This window comes from Halopseudomonas maritima (assembly GCF_021545785.1).
In the GTDB taxonomy this organism is placed as follows: domain Bacteria; phylum Pseudomonadota; class Gammaproteobacteria; order Pseudomonadales; family Pseudomonadaceae; genus Halopseudomonas; species Halopseudomonas maritima.
This window is the reverse complement of record NZ_CP079801.1, coordinates 933061-955572: the sequence shown is the minus strand read 5'-3', so window position 1 is coordinate 955572 and position 22512 is coordinate 933061. Positions and strand designations below refer to the sequence as shown.

The window sequence follows — 22512 nt, the reverse complement described above, 5'->3', positions numbered from 1 at the left end:
CAGGGCAAACTTGGGGGCACGCCATGCAACCTGACAACGCGCTCAATTGCGACCGGATAAGTGACTACCTTGAATAACAACAATAAAAGCAGGTTGCCGCCCCATGATGCGGCTGGCCGCGACCCCGCCGTATCCACGCACCTGGGTGTGGTGATGTTTGCGGTAGCGGCGCTGCTGTTGATGGCGCTGTTGGCCTGGCAGGCTCGTAACGATTACCAGAACCTCCAGCGTCAGCATCAGGCGCTGGTAGAGGAGTCGGTCTGGCTGATTGCCGACCAGCTCGCACTTAATCTGGTGACCAGCTCCAATGCTCTGATCTTCCTGCTTGACGCGCTTGAAGCACGCTCTGCCGACGCGCCTTTGCGGGCGGTACAGCAGTTGTTGCCGGGTGTGCATGGTGTTCATCTGGTGCAGCTTGACCGTATGCCGCATGACATGCGTGAGCCCTGGGCGCAGACCGCTCGACGTTTGCAGATTGGTGGTGAAGCCTTCGGCCTGGACTCCAACGCCGAGCGCAACCTGCTGTTCTGGACCCTCGCCAGCCAGCAGCCAGGGCGCTACTGGGTGCTGAGTATGGACGAGCGGGTGCTGTCATCCCTGGTGTCTGCGCGCGCCGGACAAGGCTATCTATGGTTGCTGGAAGACACCGGCAGGGCGCGTGTGCTGGTGCGGCAGCAACAGGAGCGCACGGCCTATCTGGGTAATACGGCTATGACCGCCGAGGAGCGCTCGCAGGTCGCCTTTAGCGCTCCGGTTACCGGCACCCTGTGGCAGGTGCGGGGGCTGGTTGAGCCGGATTACTACCCCCATCGCATGGCGCCATTGCTGCTGGGCAAGGCGGGATTGCTGGTGATCTGCCTGCTGGTTCTGATGGGGGCACTCTGGCTACTGGGGCGCCAGTCACGCACTGCCAGAACGTTGCAGCAGCGGCAGGATCAGTCGTTACGCAGCATGCTGGATACCGAACGGCGTTATCAGGATGTTTTCCAGAATGTGGGTATGGCGCTGTGCGTGGTGGACTTGGTGTCAGTCAAGCAGATGTTGTTGCGTGAGGGCATATTTGCTGCCGGGCAGCTGGATGACTGGCTTGCAAGCAACCCTGAGCGTCACAGCGATTTGATGAGCGGCCTGCGTGTGGTGGACGCCAATCAGTTCACGCTGGATTTACTGCGGTTGCCAGATATCGCCGCGCTGCAGATCTTGTTGCGTGGCAACAGCTACCTGCGTATCGGCGGCGCGCGCTATCGGCTGTTGCAGGCCCTGATCAATGGCGAAGAACGCTTTGACGTGGAGACCCCGCTGCGCGTCCTGGATAGCAGCACCTACGTCTGGATGGTCATGCGTATCCCCGCCAGTGTCGATTGCCTGCACGCGGTGACCCTCAGCATCACCGACCTGAGCCAGCGCCGTGCGACTGAACTGGCACTGCGTCAGAGTCGCGAGTTCTGGGCCGGCGTGGTGCGTGCGTTGCCTGACCTGATCTATATCCGCGACACCAAATGGATGGGCTCAGGCGACTTTGTTTTCAGCAACCGCACGCTAGCGAGCATGCTGGGTTACAGCGCTGAAGAAGAGGAAAAGATGGGTCCGGACTACCGGCACCATCTGCTGCACCCCGACGATCTGGAGTACATGCAGGTCAATCGCCGCCTGCAGCAGGTGCTGGGAGACGGGCAGCTGCTGGAGTGGAAGGTACGCTGGCGCCATCGTGACCTGGGTTGGCGCTGGTTCAGTGTCAGCTCCAAGGTGTTCAAGCGCACGCCCGACGGTCGGGTGGTGCAGGTGATTGGCTTTGTCCGCGATATTCACCAGCAGTCGCTGGCCAGGGAGGTGGTTCAGCGCTCCGAGGCACGCTATCGCCTGCTGACCGAAAATATCGGAGACATCGTCTGGTCGACCAATAGCGATTTTCGGCCTGATTACATCAGCCCGTCTGTACAGCGGGTGCTCGGTTACAGCCCTGACTTTATGCTCAGCAAGGCCTCTCGTGAAGTGCTGGCTGACGCCCGTTTTGATACCTTCATGGCCGACATTCGCGCCGAGCTGCGCGATCAGGTGCACTCCCCCGAGCGCATTCAGGTGTTGCGCCGTGACGGATACCACCGGCAGATAGCCTTCGATTGCATTAAGGCTGACGGGCGTAAGTGTCCGCTGGAAGTGCGCATTTCGTTGATGTGGACTGCCCAGGGGCGCTTTCTGGGGCTGCTGGGTCTGGCGCGTGATATCAGTGAGCAGCGCCGTACCGAGAACCGTCTGCGCATGGCGGCGACGGTGTTTGAGAACACCACCGGGGGCATCGTGGTCACCGACCCGGCCGGCTACATTGTGCAGGTAAACGAGAATTTTACGCGCATCACCGGCTTTCTCCCGGACCAGGTGATCGATCAGCGGCCGGCAATCCTGATGCAGCGACAACACGGCGATGCCTTTTACCGCGAAATTCTGCAGGCGCTGCACGCGCATGGCCGCTGGGAAGGGGAGTTGTGGCAGCAGCGCAGTGGCGGCGAGGGCTTTCCGACCTGGGCTGGCATCACGGCGGTGCACGATAACGAAGGCGACCTGGTCAGCTACGTTTGCTTCTTTGTGGATATCAGCGAGCGCAAGGCGTCGGAGGCCCGCATTCAAAGCCTGGCGTATTACGACGTGCTCACCGGACTGGCCAACCGCACGCTGTTTCAGGACCGTCTGCAGGCCGCGCTACAGTTGGCGACGCGGCGCGGCGAGTGGGTGGCGGTGTTGTTTCTGGACCTGGACCGTTTCAAGCCGATCAACGATAGTCTTGGCCACGCCGCGGGTGACCAGGTGCTGACCCAGGTTGCCGAGCGTCTGCGCGGGTGCGTGCGCGAGAGCGATACGGTTGCGCGCATGGGTGGCGACGAATTCACCATGCTGCTGACGGGGTTGAGTAATCGGGAGGTGGCGCTATCGGCGGCCATGCATGTGGCTGAGAAGGTGTTGCGTGCGCTGGCGCCCTCGTTTGTATTGCAAGAGCGTGATTTCTTCGTCAGTGCCAGCATCGGGATCGCCCTGTCTCCCCAGGATGGCGAGCAGGGTAGTGTTCTATTGAAGAACGCCGATACCGCCATGTATCACGCCAAGGCCTCGGGCAAGGACACTTTCCAGTTCTATCAGCGTGAGATGAACGGCCGGGCTCTGGAGCGTCTGGCGCTTGAAAACGACCTGCGCCGGGCGGTGCAAGATCAGGCCTTTGAGTTGGTGTATCAACCGCAGTTCAGCTGCCAGGATGGCCGGCTGACAGGGGCCGAGGCGCTTTTGCGCTGGCACCATCCGCAGCGTGGCAGCGTCTCGCCCGCCGAGTTTATCCCCATCGCCGAGGAGTTGGGCTTGATTCGCACCTTGGGCGAGTGGGTGCTGGAAGAGGCTGCGCAACAGGCTGCCGCCTGGCAGGCGAGGGGGCATGAGGTGCCGCGGCTGGCGGTAAACCTGTCGGCTATTCAGTTCGACGACGGTGAGCTGGCCTGTCAGATCGTCGGTATTCTGGAGCGCCACGGGCTGGCACCGGCGCTGCTGGAACTGGAGCTGACTGAAAGTATCCTGCTGCGAAACATCGACGCTACCATGCGCATCCTGGACGAGCTCAAGCAGCGTGGCATGCAGATCGCCATTGATGATTTTGGCACCGGGTATTCGGCGCTCAATTACCTGCGTGACTTCCCGATTGATACCCTGAAAATCGATCGCGGCTTTATTCAAAGCATGCACCCGGGCAGCCGTGATGCACGTCTGGCCGAGGCAATTGTTGCGATGGGGCGCAGCCTCGATCTGCGGGTCATCGCCGAGGGAGTGGAGACCGCCGAGCAGTATCAGTTGATCTGCGACTTCGGCTGCGATGAAGTGCAGGGCTATCACCTGGGGCGCCCGGTGGCCGCTGCCGAGTTCGAGCAGCGCTGGTTGCAGCCCCCGGGCTGAACGCCTGCGTTGCAGGTTGAGTGTTATTTGTCGGTAGCTGAGCGCATTTCATGTGCCACAAACCGGCGCTTGCGGTAAACTGCCGCCTCTTTTTTCATCGACGACCTAGCAGGGGGCCGTTACATGTTTAGCCGTTCCAACGATATCGCCACATTCGATGCTGACCTTTGGGCTGCGATGCAGCAGGAAGCCGTGCGTCAGGAAGAGCACATCGAACTGATTGCCTCGGAGAACTACACCAGCCCGGCGGTGATGCAGGCCCAGGGCTCGGTACTGACCAACAAGTACGCCGAGGGCTATCCGGGCAAGCGTTACTACGGTGGCTGCGAGCACGTCGACGTTGTGGAACAGCTGGCGATTGATCGTGCCAAGGAGCTGTTCGGTGCCGATTACGCCAACGTGCAACCGCACGCGGGCTCGCAGGCCAACGCTGCCGTTTATCTGGCCCTGCTGCAGGCGGGCGATACCATCCTGGGCATGAGCCTGGCACACGGTGGTCACCTGACCCACGGCGCGTCGGTTTCCTCCTCCGGCAAGCTGTACAACGCGGTGCAGTACGGCATCAACGATCAGGGCCTGATCGACTACGACGAAGTCGAGCGTCTGGCTGTTGAGCACAAGCCGAAAATGATCGTGGCCGGTTTCAGCGCCTACTCCCAGGTGCTGGACTTTGCGCGTTTCCGTGCCATCGCTGACAAGGTTGGTGCTTACCTGTTCGTTGATATGGCCCACGTTGCTGGCCTGGTTGCTGCAGGTGTTTACCCCAACCCGGTGCCGTTCGCGGATGTGGTGACCACCACTACCCACAAGACCCTGCGCGGCCCGCGTGGTGGTCTGATTCTGGCCCGTGCCAACGAAGAGATCGAGAAGAAGCTGAACTCCGCGGTATTCCCGGGCGCCCAGGGTGGCCCGCTGGAGCACGTGATCGCGGCCAAGGCGATCTGCTTCAAGGAAGCGCTGCAGCCTGAGTTCAAGACGTATCAGCAGCAGGTCGTAAAGAACGCCCAAGCCATGGCCAAGGTGTTTGTAGAGCGCGGCTTTGACGTAGTATCCGGCGGCACTCAGAACCACCTGTTCCTGCTGTCGCTGATCAAGCAGGACATTACCGGCAAAGACGCTGACGCTGCCCTGGGCCGCGCCTTCATCACGGTCAACAAGAACAGCGTACCGAATGATCCGCGCTCGCCCTTTGTGACCTCCGGTCTGCGTATCGGCACCCCGGCGGTGACCACACGTGGTTTTGTGGAGGCCGACTGTGAAGCACTGGCCGGCTGGATCTGTGACATTCTCGACAACATGGGCGATGAGTCGGTGGTTGATCGTGTGCGTGAACAGGTCAAGACCATTTGTGCCCGGCTGCCGGTCTACGGCGCCTGATCCGGAGCGCTTCTGACCAAACCCACGACGTCGGTCGTGGGTTTTTTTTGCCTCGCTGATGGCCATTTGGCGCTATGCTTTTGGGGTAGCGCGCTTTTTTGGCGCCCCTTGAGGTTTGCACGATAACAAGAGAACCGCCATGAAGTACCTGGCAATCATCTGCCTGTTTGGCTTGTTCTGGCAGCCATTGGCCCAGGCGCAATCGGCCCCTCTGCGTCTGGCCATGCTGCCTTATCCCGAGTACGCCGAATACGATGCCGAGGGGCGCGCGATCGGCCCCGCGGTGCAGGTAATGGCGCGCTTGCTGGAGCACGCCGGTTATTCCTACGAAGTGCGCTTGTTGCCGGTGGCGCGGGTACGTCGGGGGCTGATGTCCGGTGAGCTGGATCTTTGGCTGGGCCTGAACAATCAGGTCGGGCTGGAAGCCTACACCCTGCAAAGCCATGCCAGTTTTGGGGTGGTGCCTATCAACCTGTATTACCGTCCGGGCGAGCCAGCGCCCACCTGGCCTGACAGTTTGCCGGGCCGCACCCTGATCCTGATCACCAACTACAGCTACAGCCTGCCGGTGTCGCGCACCCTGCAAGATGCGCGACTGGCCCTGCAGACGCGCTCCAGCAGCTCGCACGCTGGTGCCATTCGTATGTTGCTGCGTGGGCGCGGGGATTATTTGCTGGATTATCGGGGCCAGGTTGCTTCGGCTTCGGCGTCACTGGGTATCGACGCGCCACCGCATATTGTGGTCGATGAGCCGCCGATGCGGTTGTTCGTCTCACGGCAGCATGCGCAGGCTCAGGCGCTGATGAACCGCCTGGATCAGGCGTTTGAATCGCTGGTGCGCGAGGGCGTGGTGATGGACGTGACTCGGCAATAGCGCACATATCCACCTTTGGGCGCTTGCGCCGGATTGGTGTGCTTGCTTGAATGGCGTACCTGTCTGGCACTATGCCATTGGCTAGGACAGCATCCAAGACGGCAACGGAAGGTCAGTTATGCACGATACATTCAAGGTGAGCTGCAAGGGCGAGCGCGATGGCGCGCTGGGCGAGCAACAGTTGCGCGAGAACCTGCTGCGCCTGGGTTTTGGTAGCCGCCAAGTGGATCGCCTGCTCAGCGGCACACCGGTGATCATCAAGTCTGGCCTCTCCGAAACCATGGCCATGCGATATCAGCAGCGCCTGCGTGAGGCAGGCTTGCTCACCGAAGTGGTACCGGAAGGTGCTGCCGTCCAGGCTGAGACCGTCCCGCAGGGCGGCGCAGCGGTGCCGCCTGTCGGCACTGCGCCCCGGCCGGCACCCGGTGAGCTGCCCCAGCGGCGTATGGCGCCGTTTGCCTTTACTGGCAACGGCAGCGAGTACTTCGGCATCTGGATCGTCAACATCCTGTTGATGGTGGTGACCCTGGGCTTTTACGCGCCCTGGGCCAAGGTGCGTAATTTGCAGTACTTCTACGGTCACACGCTGCTGGAGCAGCAGAGTTTCCAGTATCTGGCAGACCCTTGGGTGATCTTCCGTGGTCGGCTGGTGGCCGTCGCAGCCTTTATTGTCTGGACCATCGCTTCCAATTTTTTTCCGATTGCCGCCATGGCGCTGCTGGTGCTCTTTATCCCGCTGGTGCCCTGGATCATCGTCCGCTCGCTCAAGTTTCACGCTATCAACAGCGCCTATCGCAACATCCGTTTCGATTTCACCGGCCGCTACTGGCAAGCGGTGCAGGTGGTGTACCTGTGGCCGTTGTTAGCCCTGTTGACGCTGGGCTTGATGGTGCCGTTTGCGGTACAGCGCTGGCACCAGTTTCTGACCGGCAACGCCCGCTACGGGCGCAGTGCGTTCGCACTGAACCTGAGCGTAGGCGAGGTGTATGTGTTTTTCCTCAAGATGCTTGGCATGTTTGTCGCGACACTGCTGCTTGGCGGGCTGCTCTCAGTGGTCTATCAGCCGTTGATGGCGGTATTTGTTTTTGCCGCTTATCTGGTGCTGTTTGGCTACGTGATGGCGGGCCTGACCAACCTGGTGATCAACGGCGTGAAGCTTGAGCAGCACGGCTTTGTCTCAAACCTGGGCAAGCGCCGCCTGCTCTGGATCTTCTTCACCAACTCCCTGTTGATCCTGCTGACCATGGGGTTCTTCACGCCTTGGGCCAAGGTGCGCATGGCAACCTATCGCGCCTCCTGTACCGAGATGGAAGTGGCGGGTGATCTGGACGGCTTTATCGCCGGCGAGGCGCAGCACGCCGGTGCGGTTGGCATGGAGCTGGGAGATGCCTTTGATGTCGGCTTCGGATTCGGCTGAGCCGGTCGCTGGACGTTACTTCGATGGCCACTCAAGTCAGGCTCGCGCCGCCGAAGCCTGGGTCGACGACGGACAGCTGAACCTTGGCCTGGCCGACGGCCAGGTGCTGCGGTTTGTGCCGTCTGAGGTGCGTCTGGGCATGCAGGTTGGCAGCGCTGGCTGCTATCTGCACCTGGGCGAGGCGGCCGTGCTGGAGTCTAACGATGTAGCCGGAGTGCAGCGACTGGTGCGCGGGTTGCGGGCAACCACCTCCGGTACGCTGTGGTTGCATCGGTTGGAGGTCAGTCCGCGACTGATTGTAGTGTCGTTGCTGCTGACCCTGGCGCTGATGGTGGGTGGTGTGATCTGGGGCGTGCCGTGGGCCGCGGATCAGGTTGCACGAGCCCTGCCCGAATCGCTGGAGGAGCTGGCCGGTAGTGAGGCCCTGAAGGCTATAGATCGCACCTGGGCCGAGCCCAGCCAGCTCGATGAGGCGCGGCAACAGGCGTTGCTGGCGCATATGCAGCCAAGCCTGCAGTGGCTGACCAAACAGTACCCGGAGCGCTCGCTCAAGGTGCACTTTCGCTCGGCGCCGGCGCTGGGGGCCAACGCTTTTGCGCTGCCGGGTGGGCACCTGGTGTTTACCGATGCAATGGTCAGCCTGGCTCGGCACGATGACGAGTTGGTGGCGGTGCTGGCCCATGAGGCAGGGCATGCGGTACACCGTCACGGCATGCGCAACCTGGTGCAGGGGTCGCTGTTGGTATTTGTGATGGCGTCGATGACCGGCGATATTTCCGCCGCTTCCGACTTGGTCAGCGGCGTGCCTGCCCTGCTGGCGACGCTGGCCTATCGGCGCGACATGGAGGAGGAGGCAGACGACTTTGCGCTGGAGATGCTGCGCGCCCGGCATATTGCGCCGTCGCGTTTTGTCGACATCATGCAGCGGTTGGATCCGCCGCAAGAGGGTGATGAAGGAGGCACGGTGAGCCGTTTTCTGTCTACTCACCCGCCAACGCCGGAGAGGGTAGAGCGCTTTAAAGAGGCTGAGTAGGGGCTGCACTGGCAACGCGCCGGCAACCCCTCTCAGCACCTTGCCTCAGCGCAGCTTGAGGGTGCTCAGGGTGCGCTCGCGCACCTGCTTGAGCAGGGCGCCGTCATTGACCAGAGACTGACCGTAAGACGGGACCAGCTCGCGCATGCGGGCCTGCCACTCGGGGCTGGCGATGCGGTCCTTGAAGCAGCGCTCCAGCACGTCGATCATCGCCTGCACGGCGGTCGATGCGCCCGGAGAGGCGCCCAGCAGGGCGGCCAGGGAGCCGTCTTTGGCTGCGACAATCTCGGTGCCAAACTCCAGCTTACCGTGACCCTTGGCATCCTTCTTGATGATCTGTACGCGCATGCCGGCATTCTGCAGTTTCCAGTTCTTCTCCTGGGCATCGGGGAAGAAGTTGCGCAGTGAGTCGACCCGGTCCTTGTGCGACTGGAATGATTCGGCAATCAGGTACTTGGTCAGGTCCATGTTGTCGCGGCCTACGGCCATCATCGGCGCCACGTTATAGGACTTGACCGAAGAGAACAGGTCAAACACCGAGCCCTTCTTGAGGAACTTGGTGGTGAAGCCGGCGAACGGACCAAACAGCAGGGCTGGTTTGCCGTTGATGATGCGGGTGTCCAGGTGCGGAACCGACATCGGCGGAGCACCGACGGGGGCCTTGCCGTAGACCTTGGAGCTGTGGCGCTTGACTACTTCTGGGTCCTGGCAGACCAGCCATTGGCCGCTAACCGGGAAGCCGCCGTAGCCCTGGCTTTCGTCGATGTTGGACTTTTGCAGCAGCGGCAGTGAGCCGCCGCCGGCACCAAGGAAGACAAACTTGGCGTTGATGTCGAGCTCTTTGCCGCTCTTTTCGTCCTCGATCACCACGCGCCAGTGGCCGCGCTTGCTCTTGCGCAGGGATTTCACCGAGTGGCTGAGGCGCAGCTCGAAGCCGTCCTGCTGCTGCAGATGGGCGACCATGCGGCGGGTGAGTGAGCCGAAGTCAACATCCGAGCCGTGCTCCACGCGGGTGGCGGCGAAGGGCTGGCTGGTGTCGCGGCTGGACATGATCAGCGGCATCCACTCGCGCAGTTGCTCGGCTGACTCGCTGAACTGCATCTCGGCAAACAGGTGGTGATTGCTCAGCAGCTCGTGCCGCTTGCGCAGGAAGGCAACGTCCTTCTCGCCCCAGACAAAGCTCTGATGGGCAGTGGCATTGATGAAGTCGGACGGATTCTGGATGATGCCCTGTTCTACCAGGTAGCTCCAGAACTGCAGGGTTACTTCAAAGGAGGCATTGATCGCCAGTGCGCGCTCAATGGTGACATTGCCATTCTGATCTTCGGGGGTGTAGTTGAGCTCGCAGTAGCCGGCGTGTCCGGTGCCTGCGTTGTTCCAGCCGTCGGTGCTTTCATGGGCTACGTGATCCAGGCGTTCGACCAGGGTAATGGTCAGGGCCGGGTCCAGCTGTTTGAGCAACATGCCCAGGGTGGCGCTCATGACACCACCACCGACCAGCAATACATCCACGTTCGTTGCCGTCATTTACCTGTCGCCTCTTTGCAAAAAAAAAGGGGTTTGAGCTCTCCAGTGATCAGGTCGGCCAATGTCGGGGCGGCTAGCAAACGGGCTTGTCTTCGGCTGTTGCTTGTGGCTGCGCCGAAAGCACGTCAAGCAGTGTGTGCTGTCTGCTCCGAACGCCCAGGCATGAGTTATCAGTGTTGGCTGATGATGGAACGGGTGGCGCTTCGTGTGGAATTGCCGGCCAGGGCTCAATGGGCGGATTGTGATCGGCCATTGGAGTAGTTCAGAGAAGGCGTATCATACCGGTTTCTCTGAGCGGGTGACAGGCGCAGTGTGCAGGCTTTGCGGTGATTGGCCGTGCGTCTAGGCCAACTTTGGTCGCAATGGCGGCCAGATGGGATAGTTTGATTTTCTAGGGCAGCGCAAAACGCGGCTCACAGGTGGGCGGCACAAGGGGGCGGTGAATGCAGGATGTAGTAGTAGTGGGCGGTGGTGTTATGGGGTGTCTCAGCGCGCTGGAGTTATTGCAGGCCGGCTGTCGAGTCACCCTGCTGGAGCGCGGTGAGTTGGGGCAGGAAGCCTCGTGGGCCGGCGGCGGTATCGTTTCGCCGCTGTATCCCTGGCGCTACAGTCAGCCCATTAGCGCCCTGGCTGAGTGGTCGCAAGGCTACTACGGCTCGCTGGCGGCCCAACTGCTCGCCGATACCGGTATTGATCCTGAAGTGCACCCCTGCGGCCTGCTGTGGCTTGACCTGGATGAACAGGACCAGGCGCTGCAGTGGGCGGCCCGGCAGGACAAGCCGTTGCAACAGGTTGACGACGGTTTTGTTTATCAACAGGTGCCGCAGTTGGCCCCCGGCTTTGCCGGCGCGCTGTGGCAGGCTGATCTGGCGAATGTACGCAACCCCCGCTTGATGAAGGCTTTGCGCGCCCGCTTGCTGCAATTCCCCGGCTTTGCCCTGCAGGAGCACTGCGTAGCTCAGGGCCTGCAGTATGACGGTGAGCGAGTGGTAGGCGTGCGCACTGCAACTGGGGTGGTAGCGGGCGATGCGGTGGTGCTGTGCGCCGGTGCCTGGGGGGGCGACTGGCTGGCCGCTGAGGGGCTGGCGCTGCCGGTTGAGCCGGTTAAGGGGCAGATGCTGCTGTACCGGATGGCACCTGGCTGGTTGCCGTCCATTGTCATGGCTCAGGGACGCTACGCGATACCGCGCCGCGACGGGCACATTCTGATTGGCAGCACCCTGGAGCATGCTGGCTACGATAAGGCTACCACCGAGCAGGCTCTCGCCTCCTTGCGCGCCAGTGCTGAAGCGCTGCTGCCTGATTTGGCCGATCAGGCGCCAGTGGCGCAATGGGCCGGGCTGCGACCGGGCTCGCCGGATGGTGTGCCCTACATCGGAGCGCTCAGTGCACGTCCTGGGTTGTGGCTAAATCTGGGGCACTACCGCAATGGGCTGGTACTGGCGCCAGCCTCCTGCCGTCTGCTGGCTGACTTGATGCTGGGGCGGGCGCCCGCCATCGATCCGGCGCCTTACTTGCCGGATGAGCGCTTGAGCTAGGGGGCGCGGACTCTACTCGTCCAGTCCGAGTTTTTTCAGGCGGTAACGCAGCGAGCGGAAGGTCAGACCGAGCCGTTTCGCTGCGGCGGTCTTGTTCCAACGGGTCTCTTCCAGCGCCTGGGTTATGGCCTGACGTTCAATGTTGTCCAGGTAGTCCTCCAGGTGGTCAATCTGGCTGAGGTCCTGGCTGTCATCGCCCTGGCCGCTGGTGCAGGGACTCAGGTACAGGTCGCTGGCGTCGATCTGCTGGTTTTCGCACAGGGTGAAGGCGCGCTCCAGGGCATTTTCCAGCTCGCGCACGTTGCCGGGAAAGCGATAGCTTTGCAGTCGCTCCATGCCGCTGCTGGTCACCTGTGGCGCCGGCATGTCGTTGCGCTCGGCCAGCCGCGTCAGAATGCGCTGAATCAACAGCGGCAAATCCTCCCGACGTTCGCGTAGCGGCGGCACCTGCAGTTCGATGACGTTGATGCGGTAAAACAAGTCCTGGCGAAAACGCCCTTGCGCTACCTCGGCGGCCAGATCCTTGTGGGTGGCGCACAGCAGGCGCACGTCGATAGCTTCTTCGCGCTGGCTGCCAAGCGGCCGAACAGCCTTTTCCTGAATGGCGCGCAGCAGTTTTACCTGCATGGCCATGGGTAGGTCGGCTACCTCATCCAGAAACAGGGTGCCGTGATTGGCCGCCTGAAACAGGCCGGGTTTGTCGGCGACCGCACCGGTAAAGCTGCCCTTGCGGTGACCGAAGAACTCACTCTCCATCAGCTCAGAGGGGATGGCGCCGCAGTTGACCGGCACGAAGGGTTGCTCGGCCCGCGGACTGAGGGCATGAATACGGCGGGCGACCAGCTCCTTGCCGCTGCCGGATTCGCCGCTGATGTAGAGCGGTGCCTGGCTGCGCGCCAATTTGCCGATTTGCCGGCGCAGCCGCTCGATGGGCGGCGAGATGCCGAGAATCGGGTCTTCGTCCGAGGGTTGGCTAGGGCTGGCGGGCTGATTGAGTTTCAGTGCGGCGGCCACCAGTTCGCGCAGGCGGCCAAGGTCTACCGGCTTGGTGAGAAAGTCGAAGGCGCCGGCCTTGAGGGCGTTGATTGCGGTGTCCAGGCTGCCGTAGGCGGTGATCATCGCTACCGGGGTGGCGGGGCAGTGTTGCTGAATGTGGCGAACCACCGCCATGCCGTCGCCGTCGGGCAGGCGCATATCGGTCAGACAGAGGGCGAAGGATTCGGCCTGCAGCAGACCGATTGCCTGTGACAGGCTGCTGGCGCTGCGGGTATCCAGGTCCATGCGCCCCAACGTCAGCTCAAGCAGCTCGAGGATGTCCGGTTCATCGTCAATGATCAGCACCGTGGGTTGGGTCATGGGCCGGGCCTGTCTCCTGTCTGTCCGTGAGCGCCTATCATACCAGCCGTTTGGGGTGAGCAAAGGTGATGCGCATACAGCAACCCCGTGGTTGTGCGCTGTCGCACTCCAGGCGCGCCTGATTGCTCTCGCACAGCTCGCGGGAAATATACAGGCCAAGGCCTGTGCCGCTGTTCTCGGTGGTGTAGAAGGGCTCGAAGATATGGCCGACATGCTCGCTGGGCACGCCGGGCCCACGGTCAATGATCTCCAGGATTGGCAGCTGGGTGTCCGGATGCAGATACAGGCGCAGGTAGATGGTACGTTCGCTGCCCGGTTCGCCGCTGTAGCGCAACGCGTTCTGACACAGGTTGCTGACCACCTGGGTCAACTGATTGGGGTCTATCCGGGTGAGAATGCCTTCTTTCTCGATCTCGCAGTCGATGCTGTCGGTCAGCGGGTGGGCAGCACGAAAGTCCTGCAGGAAGCCGGAAGTCCACAGTGCCAGGTCGACCAGTTGCGGCTCACTGGGGCGCCTGCGGGACAGCTCAAGCACCGTCTCGATCACCCGGTTCATACGTTGTGAATGCTGCTGGATGATTTCGGTCAGGCGCAGATCTTGACGCGAAAGCAGGTCGGATTCGTTCAACAATTGCGCTGCGTGGCTGATGGCACCTAGCGGGTTGCGAATCTCGTGCGCAATGCTGGCCGTCAGGCGCCCCAGCGAGGCGAGTTTCAGCTGCTGGGCTTGCTGTGCCACCTGGGTATTGTCGTCCAGAAAGATCAGGATGCTGCCCTTGCTGGTTTCGCCCAGTGGCTTGAAGTTGGCCATCAGTTCGGTGCCGCCACTGTGACTGTGGAACGCAGTACCGCGGACCGAAGGGTTGCGCTGCCACTGGCGCAAGCGTTGCTCCAGCTCCGGGGAGGCGTGCTCCAACTTGGCGCCGCTGCTTAATTCGCCGCCCAGCATCTGCGTGCAGGCCTCGTTGCGGGTGACGATACGATGATCGTCGGCTACCACCAGGATGCCGGTACGCATGCGCTGGATGATCAACTGGTTGAGCTGCTCCATGCTGGCCAGGCTGGCGGCCTGCTCGCGGGCCAACACTTCAGACAGGTACAAGCGACGACTGACGCGTTGCACGAACATGGCCACCGCGAAGTAGATGGCGCCCAGTACCCCTGCCTGCAGATAGCTCTGGCCGCTGTAGGGATGGGTCAGACTAAGGAAAAACGTCAGGTAAATCAGTACCAGGCTGGCCAGTGCAGGCAGCAACAGGCCAATGCGTCCGTGCAGTAGTACGTTGCCAATGGCGACCGGGATGATCAGCAGGTTGCCGAAACCGCTGCCAATCCCGCCCGCGGCGTAAAAGATCACGCCCAGCAGGCCGATATCCAGCACCGCAAGAACAAACATGTGCAGGTCGCGGCGGCCACGGTGTAGCGACAGGGCGATCAGCACGTTGATAAACAGGTAGATCCAGCTGGCCTTGGCGTACACGTTGGCATCGCTCACCGACAGTACGCCTTCGCGCAGCGCAGCGCTGGTGAGCAGTGTCAGGCCGAAGCCCAGAATTACCCGGTAGAGGTTGTACAGCCGCAGAATGCGGGGGCGCTGCGAGTCGACCCGCTCAGCGATGACGGTGTGCATCACGGTGTTCCGCGCAGCAATACCAATGGTCGTTGGCGCGCAGGGCGCTGTCCTGTGGCAGGTGAATCTGGCACTGGGCGCACTGCACCATTAGCGACGGCTCCTGCTGCGCGCGCGCGTTTTGTTGCCGGCGCTGTTGCACCTGCTGTTGCTGCAGGCCGCGCCACAGGCGCAGGGCGAACCACACCAGCAGGGCAAGAATGATGAGTTTGATCAGTCCCATGAAGCAGGCTTGTGTCGATTAAGGGGCTCCAGTGTAGCCCAAGGCCCGGCGCCGCCAAAGCCATGTTGCGATTGCGGGTGCGCAGCGCTTGCCGGACAATAGGCCGCATCTTGAGTCAGGAGAAGCAACATGACGGCGACATTGCGCATCGTGATGGCCCAGCTGAATATGCGCGTGGGCGACATCCCGGGGAATCTGCAGCGCATCATCGAGGCCGCCCGGCACGCCCGTGACGAGCTGGGCGCGCGGGCTATCGTATTCCCCGAACTGTCGCTATGTGGCTATCCACCGGAAGACCTGCTGCTGCGTTCCAGCATGCAGGCGCGCATCAATCGCGCGCTGGAGCGCCTTTGTGCAGAGGTCGACGGTATTTATATGGTAGTTGGCTATCCGTGGCAGGAAGGCGAGGTTTGCTATAACAAGGCCGCTGTCATAGCCGATGGGCGTCTGCTGGCCTCCTACGCCAAGCAACAGCTTCCCAACTACCGGGTGTTTGACGAAAAACGCTACTTCACCGAAGGCAGCGACTGCTGCACCCTGGAGATCGACGGGCTGCCGGTCGCGATCACGGTCTGTGAAGACATCTGGCACCCGCAGCCGATGGCGCAGGCGCGGGAGGCGGGCGCGCGCTTGATGCTCAACCTCAACGCCTCGCCCTTCCATATGGACAAGCAGCGTGAGCGTGAGGTGATGCTGGCTGGCCGCGCTGCCGAAGGCGGCATGCCGATTGTCTACGTTAACCAGGTGGGCGCCCAGGACGAACTGGTGTTTGATGGTGGCTCGGTAGCGGTTGGCGCCGACGGGCAGATCGCCTGCCGCGTCGAGGCCTTTACCGAAGGCCTGTACCCGGTGGACGTGCACTTTGACGATACCCAGGTGCGTCTGCGCCAGGGCGCCGTGGCCGCCATGCCCGAGCTGGAGGCGAGTGTTTACCAGGCGCTGGTGACCGGCGTGCGGGACTACGTCAACAAGAATGGTTTCAAGGGTGTGGTGCTGGGGCTCTCCGGTGGCATCGACTCGGCCTTGACCCTGGCCGTGGCGGTGGATGCGCTGGGCGCTGAGCGGGTAGAGGCGGTGATGATGCCGTATCACTATACCTCGGGCATGAGTCTGGAAGACGCCGAGGCCCAGGCGCGGACCCTGCATGTGCATTACCGCGTGCTGCCCATTGCGCCTATGGTGGAGGCGTTTATGCAAACGCTGGAGCCGGTGTTCGAAGGGTTGCCGCGCGACACCACCGAGGAGAACCTGCAGGCGCGCTGCCGTGGCACGCTGTTGATGGCGCTGTCTAACAAGACCGGCGCCTTGGTGTTGACGACGGGTAACAAGAGTGAGATGGCTGTGGGGTACGCCACTCTGTACGGCGACATGGCCGGCGGCTTTGACGTGCTCAAGGATGTACCAAAGACGCTGGTCTTCAGACTGGCCGAGTACCGCAACACCCTGGGGCCAGCCATTCCGCAGCGGGTTATCGATCGCCCGCCGTCCGCCGAGCTGGCACCCGACCAGAAGGACGAAGACTCGCTGCCACCCTATCCGGTGCTGGACGAGATTCTACGTCTGTACATCGAACACGATCTGTCTGCCAGCGCGATTGTTGCCGCCGGCTTCGAGGAAGATATCGTCAAGCGCGTTGTCCGGCTGGTTGATCTCAACGAATACAAACGCCGCCAGGCGGCGGTGGGTGCGCGCATCACCCAGCGTGGCTTTGGTCGTGATCGCCGTTATCCGATTACTTCTGGGTGGGGGATGGAGGACTAGCGCGCCCGAAGGGCGCGCGGCTGAAGGCTGAAGGCTTGAAGCAGTCTGGCGTGTTTCAGGTAGCGAGGTTTAGCCCAGCTCCCGCTTGGCGGGCTGTGCACCGGATTTACGCTTTCCAGCCTCCAGCCTCCAGCCTCCAGCCTCCAGCCTCCAGCCTCCAGCCTCCAGCCTCCAGCCTCCAGCCTCCAGCCTCCAGCCTCCAGCCTCCACAAAAAAGCCCGCCAGGCATTCGCCGTGGCGGGCTTTTTTGTGGGGCGTACCTCAGTCGATCAGACCAAAGGTGAGTTTGTTCCAGAAGCTGCGATGGGCCTCTTGGCCGCCGACGCGGATTTCGCGGGGCAGGGCGTCTACGGCGTTCTGGTACTGGCGGTCCATTTCCCGTTCCATCTGGGTCTTGGCCATGCGTGGCGGCGGTGCGGTAACGGCGTCGATCATGCCAACCGAGGTGGCTTCCAGCCAGTCCATCTCGGCTTGCGCCGGCTCTACGTGATGCTTGAATTTGCCATCAACCAGGGCGGGGTGCTCTGGGTAGTTCTGCTGCAGGGTCTGCAGCGCACTCTCGGCCAGGTCATACATGGCCAGGCGATCGTAGCCGGCAACCATCAGGGCCAGTCCGTCACCTACCGCCGGGGTTTGCTGGAAATTCTCGACGATATAGCGGCCACGGTTGGCGGCGGCCAGGTAGGCGCCACGCTTGAGGTAGTAGTGACCCACGTTGACATCGTAGGCCGCCAGCAGGTTGCGCAGATAGACCATGCGCGCACGGGCGTCGGGGGCGTACTGGCTGTTCGGGTAGCGGTTGATCAGCTGGGCGAAGTCATTGAACGAGTCACGGGCGGCGCCCGGGTCGCGACGGGTCATGTCCAGCGGCAAAAAGCGCTCGATGATGCCGCGGTCGCGGTTGAATGACGCCAGGCCACGAATGTAGTAGGCGTAGTCAACGTTCGGGTGGGTCGGATGCAGACGGATGAAGCGATCAGCTGAAGCGGTGGCAGCTTCGGCCTCGACATTCTGATAGTAGGCGTAGATCAGTTCGAGCTGGGCCTGGTCCGCGTAGCGGCCGAAGGGGTAGCGGGCTTCCAGCGCGCGCAGGGTTTCAACGGCGGCGCCGTAGTTCTTGGCGTCCAGGTCTACCTGGGCCTTGCGGTACAGCTCAGACTCGCTGAGCGACTCGTCAATGACCGGGGCGTTGGAGGAGCACGCGGCCAGCAGTGCCAGTGCGCCGACCAGCAGCAGATGTTTCAGCGACATATCATGACATCCGAATGGGCGAGTCGCGCTGTTTCCAGTGCGGCCGTCCTGTTATAGTTTGGGGCCTTTGCAGCCTTGCCCGGAGAGCCCGGACAGGCCGTATTTAACCACAGCGCCCGGTTGAATCCAAAAAGCGATTTGGGCCGTCGTCGGCGCGCCACGCCCTCCAGTGAGTTCCCCATGTCAGATCGTATTCGTTTGTCCGCACAGGTCAGCCCGGAGTCGGGCGGTCAACGCCTTGACCAGGTTGCTGCGCAATTGTTCCCGGACTTCTCACGTTCGCGCCTGCAGGGCTGGATCAAGGATGGCAGCCTGCTGGTGGATGGCGAGCGCAAGCGCACGCGCGACAGCGTATATGGCGGTGAGAATCTGACCCTGGATGCCGAGCGCGAAGTGCAGGGCGAGTGGCAGGCTGAAGCGATTGAACTGGACATTCTGTACGAAGACACTGCCCTGCTGGTGATCAACAAGCCCGCGGGTCTGGTGGTGCACCCTGCGGCCGGACACCAGGACGGGACGCTGCTGAACGCGCTGTTGCACCACTGCCCGGAGCTGGCCAAAGTGCCGCGTGCGGGCATCGTGCACCGCCTGGATAAAGACACCACCGGCCTGATGGTGGTCGCCAAAACCATCGAGTCGCAGACCGATCTGGTGGCCCAGCTGCAGGCGCGCACGGTCAGCCGCGAATACGAGTGCGTGGTTACCGGTGTCATGACGGCCGGTGGCAAGGTGGATCAGCCGATTGCCCGGCACGGCACCCAGCGCCAGAAGATGGCGGTGGTCGCCGGTGGCAAGCAGGCGATCAGTCACTATCGCGTGATCAACCGCTTTCGCGCCCATACCCACGTTAAGGTCAAGCTGGAAACCGGACGTACGCACCAGATCCGTGTACACATGAGCTATATCCACTTTCCGCTGGTGGGTGACCCGGTGTATGGCGGGCGCCTGCGCATCCCGCCAGGTGCAAGCCCTGAACTGATTAAGGAGTTGCGCGAGTTCCCGCGTCAGGCGTTGCACGCACGCCGCCTGGAGCTGGAACACCCCGACGACGGCCGCCACATGAGCTGGCAAGTGCCGCTGCCCGAAGATATGCAGCACCTGCTGGCATTGCTGCGCGAGGATGGTGAGATCGCCGAATGAGCATGCAGTGGATCAGTGCCGAGTGGCCTGTGCCAGCGCACGTACGCACCTGCATTACCACGCGCCGGGGCGGCTGCAGCCAGGGCATGTGGAAAGGGTTCAACCTGGGTGACCATGTGGGTGATGACCCTGCCCACGTTGCCGCCAACCGGGCCGAGCTGGAGCGAGTGCTGGGGTGTCAGCCCGCCTGGCTGAGCCAGGTGCACGGCATCGAGGTATGCAAGGCGGACCCGACCCAGGTACTTGAGGCGGATGCCAGCTGGACCGACCAGTCGGGTATTGCCTGCACCATCATGACCGCTGACTGCTTGCCGGTCTTGTTCTGCGATCGCGAGGGCAGTCGTGTTGCCGCTGCCCATGCGGGCTGGCGAGGATTGCTTGATGGGGTGCTGGAGCAGACCGTGCGCCGGCTCGGTGGCTCGGCCAGTGAGTTGCTGGTTTGGCTCGGCCCCGCCATTGGTCCGACCGCCTTTGAGGTGGGGGCGGAGGTACGTGAGGCTTTCACTAAGGTCGATGCCCGCGCAGCCAGTGCCTTTACCCCGGCGGAGCGTGAAGGGCACTGGTTTGCCGACCTCTACCAGCTCGCCCGTCAGCGCTTGGCTGATGTCGGTGTGCGTCAGGTCTACGGCGGCGAGGAGTGCACCTGGTCAGATGCGGCGCGCTTCTTCTCCTACCGCCGCGACGGCCAGACCGGACGCTTTGCCTCCCTCATCTGGCTGGAGCCATCAGTCGCCGGCTAAAAGGCGACAAAAAATTGACCACTTTTGTTTTGTGGTTACTTGAAAGCGCAATAATCGTCCCTATTACTCTGTCATCACAGATGAATTTGCCTGCCGCCGTGTGCGTGGTCGGGCACAGATGAGAGGACCGTTACTCATGCGCATCGACCGTATGACCAGTAAGCTCCAGGTCGCCCTGTCCGACGCCCAGTCCATGGCCGTCGGCCGCGATCACGCCCAGATTGATCCGCTGCACCTGTTGCTGGCGCTGATTGAGCAGCAACACGGCTCAATCAAGCCGCTGCTGATGCAGGTTGGCTTTGACATTACCGCCTTGCGTGCCGCTTTGGGCGAGGCGCTGGAGCGCTTGCCGACCGTCAGTAACCCGACCGGCGACGTCAGCCTGTCACAGGAGCTGGCGCGCCTGCTGAACCAGGCCGATCGCCTGGCACAGAAGCAGGGCGATCAGTTTATTTCCAGCGAGCTGGTGTTGCTGGCCGCCATGAACGACAGCACCACTGCAGGCAAGATTCTGCTGGGTCAGGGGGTGTCCAAGCAAGCGCTGGAAAATGCCATCAGCAACTTGCGTGGCGGTGAGTCTGTTAACGACCCGAACGCGGAGGAATCCCGCCAGGCGCTGGACAAATACACCGTTGACCTGACCAAGCGTGCCGAAGAGGGCAAGCTGGACCCGGTAATCGGCCGTGACGACGAGATTCGCCGCACCGTGCAGGTGCTGCAACGCCGTACCAAGAACAACCCGGTACTGATCGGTGAGCCTGGTGTGGGCAAGACCGCCATTGTCGAGGGGCTGGCCCAGCGTATCGTCAACGGCGAAGTGCCGGATGGCCTGAAGGACAAGCGTTTGCTGTCGCTGGATATGGGGTCGCTGATCGCCGGTGCCAAATTCCGCGGTGAGTTTGAGGAGCGGCTGAAGGCCGTACTCAACGAGCTGGCTAAGCAGGAAGGGCGCGTCATTCTGTTTATCGACGAGCTGCACACCATGGTCGGCGCCGGCAAGGCCGAGGGCGCCATGGATGCGGGCAATATGCTCAAACCTGCGCTGGCGCGCGGTGAGCTGCATTGCGTTGGTGCCACCACGCTGGACGAGTACCGTCAGTACATCGAGAAGGATGCCGCGCTGGAGCGTCGCTTCCAGAAGGTGCTGGTCGATGAGCCGTCGGAAGAGGACACCATCGCCATTCTGCGTGGCCTGAAAGAGCGCTACGAAGTGCACCACAAGATCACCATCACCGATGGCGCGATCATCGCGGCGGCCAAGCTGTCGCACCGTTACATCACTGACCGTCAACTGCCCGACAAGGCCATCGACCTGATTGACGAGGCCGCCAGCCGCATCCGCATGGAGATCGACTCCAAGCCCGAAGCGCTGGATCGTCTGGAACGTCGCCTGATTCAGCTCAAGGTTGAGCGTGAGGCGCTGAAGAAGGAAGACGACGACGCGGCGCTCAAGCGGTTGGAGAAGCTGAAGGAAGAAATTGCCCGGGTTGAGCGTGAATACGCCGATCTGGAAGAAATCTGGAAGGCTGAGAAGGCCGACGTGCAGGGCTCTGCGCAGATTCAGGAGAAGATCGAACAGGCCAAGGCTGAGCTGGAACAGGCGCGGCGCAAGGGTGACCTGAACCGCATGGCTGAGCTGCAGTATGGCGTGATCCCCGATCTGGAGCGCAGCCAGCAGATGGCCGAGCAACACACCAAGCCGGAGAACCAGTTGCTGCGCAACAAAGTGACCGATGAGGAAATCGCCGAGGTCGTCTCCAAGTGGACCGGTATTCCTGTGTCCAAAATGCTTGAAGGTGAGCGCGACAAGCTGCTGCGCATGGAAGACGCGCTGCACAAGCGCGTGATCGGCCAGCATGAGGCGGTGGTTGCGGTGTCCAACGCCGTACGTCGCTCCCGTGCAGGGCTCGCAGACCCGAACCGTCCGAGCGGCTCGTTCATGTTCCTTGGCCCGACCGGTGTGGGTAAAACCGAGCTGTGCAAGGCGCTGGCCGAGTTCCTGTTCGACACCGAAGACGCCATGGTGCGGATCGACATGTCCGAGTTCATGGAGAAGCATTCGGTCGCGCGCCTGATCGGCGCGCCTCCGGGCTATGTCGGCTACGAAGAGGGCGGCTATCTGACCGAAGCGGTACGTCGCAAGCCGTACTCGGTGATCCTGATGGATGAAGTCGAGAAGGCGCATCCGGACGTGTTCAACGTGCTGCTGCAGGTGCTGGAAGACGGTCGCCTGACCGACAGTCAGGGCCGTACGGTCGACTTCCGCAACACGGTGGTGGTGATGACCTCCAACCTGGGCTCGGCGCAGATTCAGGAGCTGGTCGGTGATCGGGAGGCGCAGCACGCGGCGGTAATGGACGCGCTGACCCAGCACTTCCGTCCCGAGTTCATCAACCGGGTCGACGAGGTCGTGGTGTTCGAGCCGCTCGGCAAGGACCAGATCGCCGGCATCGCTGAGATTCAACTTAGTCGCCTGCGCCAGCGTTTGGCCGAGCGCGAACTGGATCTGCAGCTCAGCGACGAGGCGCTGGAGAAGCTGGTTGCCGTGGGTTACGACCCGGTCTACGGCGCGCGGCCGCTCAAGCGGGCGCTGCAGCGCTGGATCGAAAACCCGCTGGCCCAGCGCATTCTGGCGGGCGACTTCGCCCCGGGCGCGACTATCGAGGCCAAGGTCGAAAACGATGAGTTTGTGTTTGTCGGCTGATTAGCGTTGTG

General features: G+C 62.1%; 15 protein-coding genes. 10 read left to right on the top strand and 5 right to left on the bottom strand.

The window, feature by feature from the left end; translation table 11 throughout:
* The first annotated feature begins 69 nt into the window (after positions 1–69).
* The 5 genes from HV822_RS04425 to HV822_RS04405 all read left to right on the top strand — a co-directional run bounded on the left by HV822_RS04425 (position 70) and on the right by HV822_RS04405 (position 8631).
* Positions 70–3930 carry a sensor domain-containing protein gene (locus HV822_RS04425; RefSeq protein WP_238872559.1) on the top strand — a complete coding sequence of 1287 codons (3861 nt, stop codon included), beginning with the start codon at positions 70–72 and terminating at the stop codon, positions 3928–3930.
* A 123-nt stretch (positions 3931–4053) separates the two neighbouring features.
* Positions 4054–5307, top strand: coding sequence for a serine hydroxymethyltransferase (gene glyA / locus HV822_RS04420; protein ID WP_238872558.1), 1254 nt, complete (start codon positions 4054–4056; stop codon positions 5305–5307).
* A gap of 139 nt (positions 5308–5446) precedes the next feature.
* Complete coding sequence (locus tag HV822_RS04415; protein WP_238872557.1) at positions 5447–6181, top strand: substrate-binding periplasmic protein; 735 nt, start codon at positions 5447–5449, stop codon at positions 6179–6181.
* A gap of 118 nt (positions 6182–6299) precedes the next feature.
* Positions 6300–7598: a YjgN family protein gene (locus tag HV822_RS04410; RefSeq protein WP_238872556.1), complete on the top strand. Its 1299-nt coding sequence runs from the start codon at positions 6300–6302 to the stop codon at positions 7596–7598.
* Positions 7576–8631, top strand: coding sequence for a M48 family metallopeptidase (locus tag HV822_RS04405; RefSeq protein ID WP_238872555.1), 1056 nt, complete (start codon positions 7576–7578; stop codon positions 8629–8631). Before HV822_RS04410 ends, HV822_RS04405 begins: the two co-directional genes overlap by 23 nt.
* Before the next feature lie 45 nt (positions 8632–8676).
* Here HV822_RS04405 and mqo read toward each other — a convergent pair whose 3' ends face one another.
* Positions 8677–10158, bottom strand: a complete 1482-nt coding sequence (gene mqo, locus HV822_RS04400) for a malate dehydrogenase (quinone) (RefSeq protein WP_238872554.1) — start codon at positions 10156–10158, stop codon at positions 8677–8679.
* 443 nt (positions 10159–10601) lie between these two features.
* Between mqo and thiO the strand changes: the two genes are divergently transcribed.
* Positions 10602–11696: a glycine oxidase ThiO gene (gene thiO, locus HV822_RS04395; protein WP_238872553.1), complete on the top strand. Its 1095-nt coding sequence runs from the start codon at positions 10602–10604 to the stop codon at positions 11694–11696.
* 12 nt (positions 11697–11708) lie between these two features.
* On the opposite strand, the gene HV822_RS04390 is transcribed toward thiO, so the two are convergent.
* Genes HV822_RS04390 through HV822_RS04380 form a run of 3 tightly spaced genes read right to left on the bottom strand, consistent with a single transcriptional unit; the run spans position 11709 to position 14905 of the window.
* Positions 11709–13052 carry a sigma-54-dependent transcriptional regulator gene (locus HV822_RS04390; RefSeq protein ID WP_238872552.1) on the bottom strand — a complete coding sequence of 448 codons (1344 nt, stop codon included), beginning with the start codon at positions 13050–13052 and terminating at the stop codon, positions 11709–11711.
* Positions 13053–13089: 37 nt separating this feature from the next.
* Positions 13090–14682 (bottom strand): two-component system sensor histidine kinase NtrB, encoded by a 1593-nt coding sequence (locus HV822_RS04385; RefSeq protein ID WP_238872551.1) that lies wholly within the window; start codon positions 14680–14682, stop codon positions 13090–13092.
* The gene (locus HV822_RS04380; protein ID WP_238872550.1) at positions 14663–14905 is read right to left on the bottom strand and encodes a PP0621 family protein; all 243 of its coding nucleotides are present in this window, start codon (positions 14903–14905) and stop codon (positions 14663–14665) included. The genes HV822_RS04385 and HV822_RS04380 overlap by 20 nt, the downstream gene beginning before the upstream one ends.
* A gap of 129 nt (positions 14906–15034) precedes the next feature.
* On the opposite strand from HV822_RS04380, the gene HV822_RS04375 reads away from it, so the two are divergent.
* Positions 15035–16666, top strand: a complete 1632-nt coding sequence (locus HV822_RS04375) for an NAD+ synthase (RefSeq protein WP_238872549.1) — start codon at positions 15035–15037, stop codon at positions 16664–16666.
* Between the two features lie 261 nt (positions 16667–16927).
* On the opposite strand, the gene HV822_RS04370 is transcribed toward HV822_RS04375, so the two are convergent.
* Positions 16928–17917 carry an outer membrane protein assembly factor BamD gene (locus HV822_RS04370; RefSeq protein ID WP_238872548.1) on the bottom strand — a complete coding sequence of 330 codons (990 nt, stop codon included), beginning with the start codon at positions 17915–17917 and terminating at the stop codon, positions 16928–16930.
* A gap of 180 nt (positions 17918–18097) precedes the next feature.
* Here HV822_RS04370 and rluD point away from each other — a divergent pair, with 180 nt between their 5' ends.
* From rluD to clpB, 3 genes are all read left to right on the top strand, one after another.
* A complete protein-coding gene (rluD, locus tag HV822_RS04365; protein ID WP_238872547.1) occupies positions 18098–19057 on the top strand; it encodes a 23S rRNA pseudouridine(1911/1915/1917) synthase RluD in 960 nt (319 codons plus the stop codon).
* Positions 19054–19797: a peptidoglycan editing factor PgeF gene (pgeF, locus tag HV822_RS04360; RefSeq protein WP_238872546.1), complete on the top strand. Its 744-nt coding sequence runs from the start codon at positions 19054–19056 to the stop codon at positions 19795–19797. Before rluD ends, pgeF begins: the two co-directional genes overlap by 4 nt.
* A gap of 136 nt (positions 19798–19933) precedes the next feature.
* On the top strand, positions 19934–22501 hold the full coding sequence (gene clpB / locus HV822_RS04355; RefSeq protein ID WP_238872545.1) for an ATP-dependent chaperone ClpB: 2568 nt from the start codon (positions 19934–19936) through the stop codon (positions 22499–22501).
* The last annotated feature ends 11 nt before the right edge of the window (positions 22502–22512 follow it).

Excerpts from the sequence above, each read along its gene's own strand:
- glyA (WP_238872558.1), top strand. The coding sequence starts at position 4,054 with ATGTTTAGCCGTTCCAACGATATCGCCACATTCGATGCTGACCTTTGG.
- HV822_RS04415 (WP_238872557.1), top strand. The coding sequence starts at position 5,447 with ATGAAGTACCTGGCAATCATCTGCCTGTTTGGCTTGTTCTGGCAGCCA.
- HV822_RS04410 (WP_238872556.1), top strand. The coding sequence starts at position 6,300 with ATGCACGATACATTCAAGGTGAGCTGCAAGGGCGAGCGCGATGGCGCG.
- HV822_RS04405 (WP_238872555.1), top strand. The coding sequence starts at position 7,576 with ATGTCGGCTTCGGATTCGGCTGAGCCGGTCGCTGGACGTTACTTCGAT.
- mqo (WP_238872554.1), bottom strand. The coding sequence starts at position 10,158 with ATGACGGCAACGAACGTGGATGTATTGCTGGTCGGTGGTGGTGTCATG.
- thiO (WP_238872553.1), top strand. The coding sequence starts at position 10,602 with ATGCAGGATGTAGTAGTAGTGGGCGGTGGTGTTATGGGGTGTCTCAGC.
- HV822_RS04390 (WP_238872552.1), bottom strand. The coding sequence starts at position 13,052 with ATGACCCAACCCACGGTGCTGATCATTGACGATGAACCGGACATCCTC.
- HV822_RS04385 (WP_238872551.1), bottom strand. The coding sequence starts at position 14,682 with ATGCACACCGTCATCGCTGAGCGGGTCGACTCGCAGCGCCCCCGCATT.
- HV822_RS04380 (WP_238872550.1), bottom strand. The coding sequence starts at position 14,905 with ATGGGACTGATCAAACTCATCATTCTTGCCCTGCTGGTGTGGTTCGCC.
- HV822_RS04375 (WP_238872549.1), top strand. The coding sequence starts at position 15,035 with ATGACGGCGACATTGCGCATCGTGATGGCCCAGCTGAATATGCGCGTG.
- HV822_RS04370 (WP_238872548.1), bottom strand. The coding sequence starts at position 17,917 with ATGTCGCTGAAACATCTGCTGCTGGTCGGCGCACTGGCACTGCTGGCC.
- rluD (WP_238872547.1), top strand. The coding sequence starts at position 18,098 with ATGTCAGATCGTATTCGTTTGTCCGCACAGGTCAGCCCGGAGTCGGGC.
- pgeF (WP_238872546.1), top strand. The coding sequence starts at position 19,054 with ATGAGCATGCAGTGGATCAGTGCCGAGTGGCCTGTGCCAGCGCACGTA.
- clpB (WP_238872545.1), top strand. The coding sequence starts at position 19,934 with ATGCGCATCGACCGTATGACCAGTAAGCTCCAGGTCGCCCTGTCCGAC.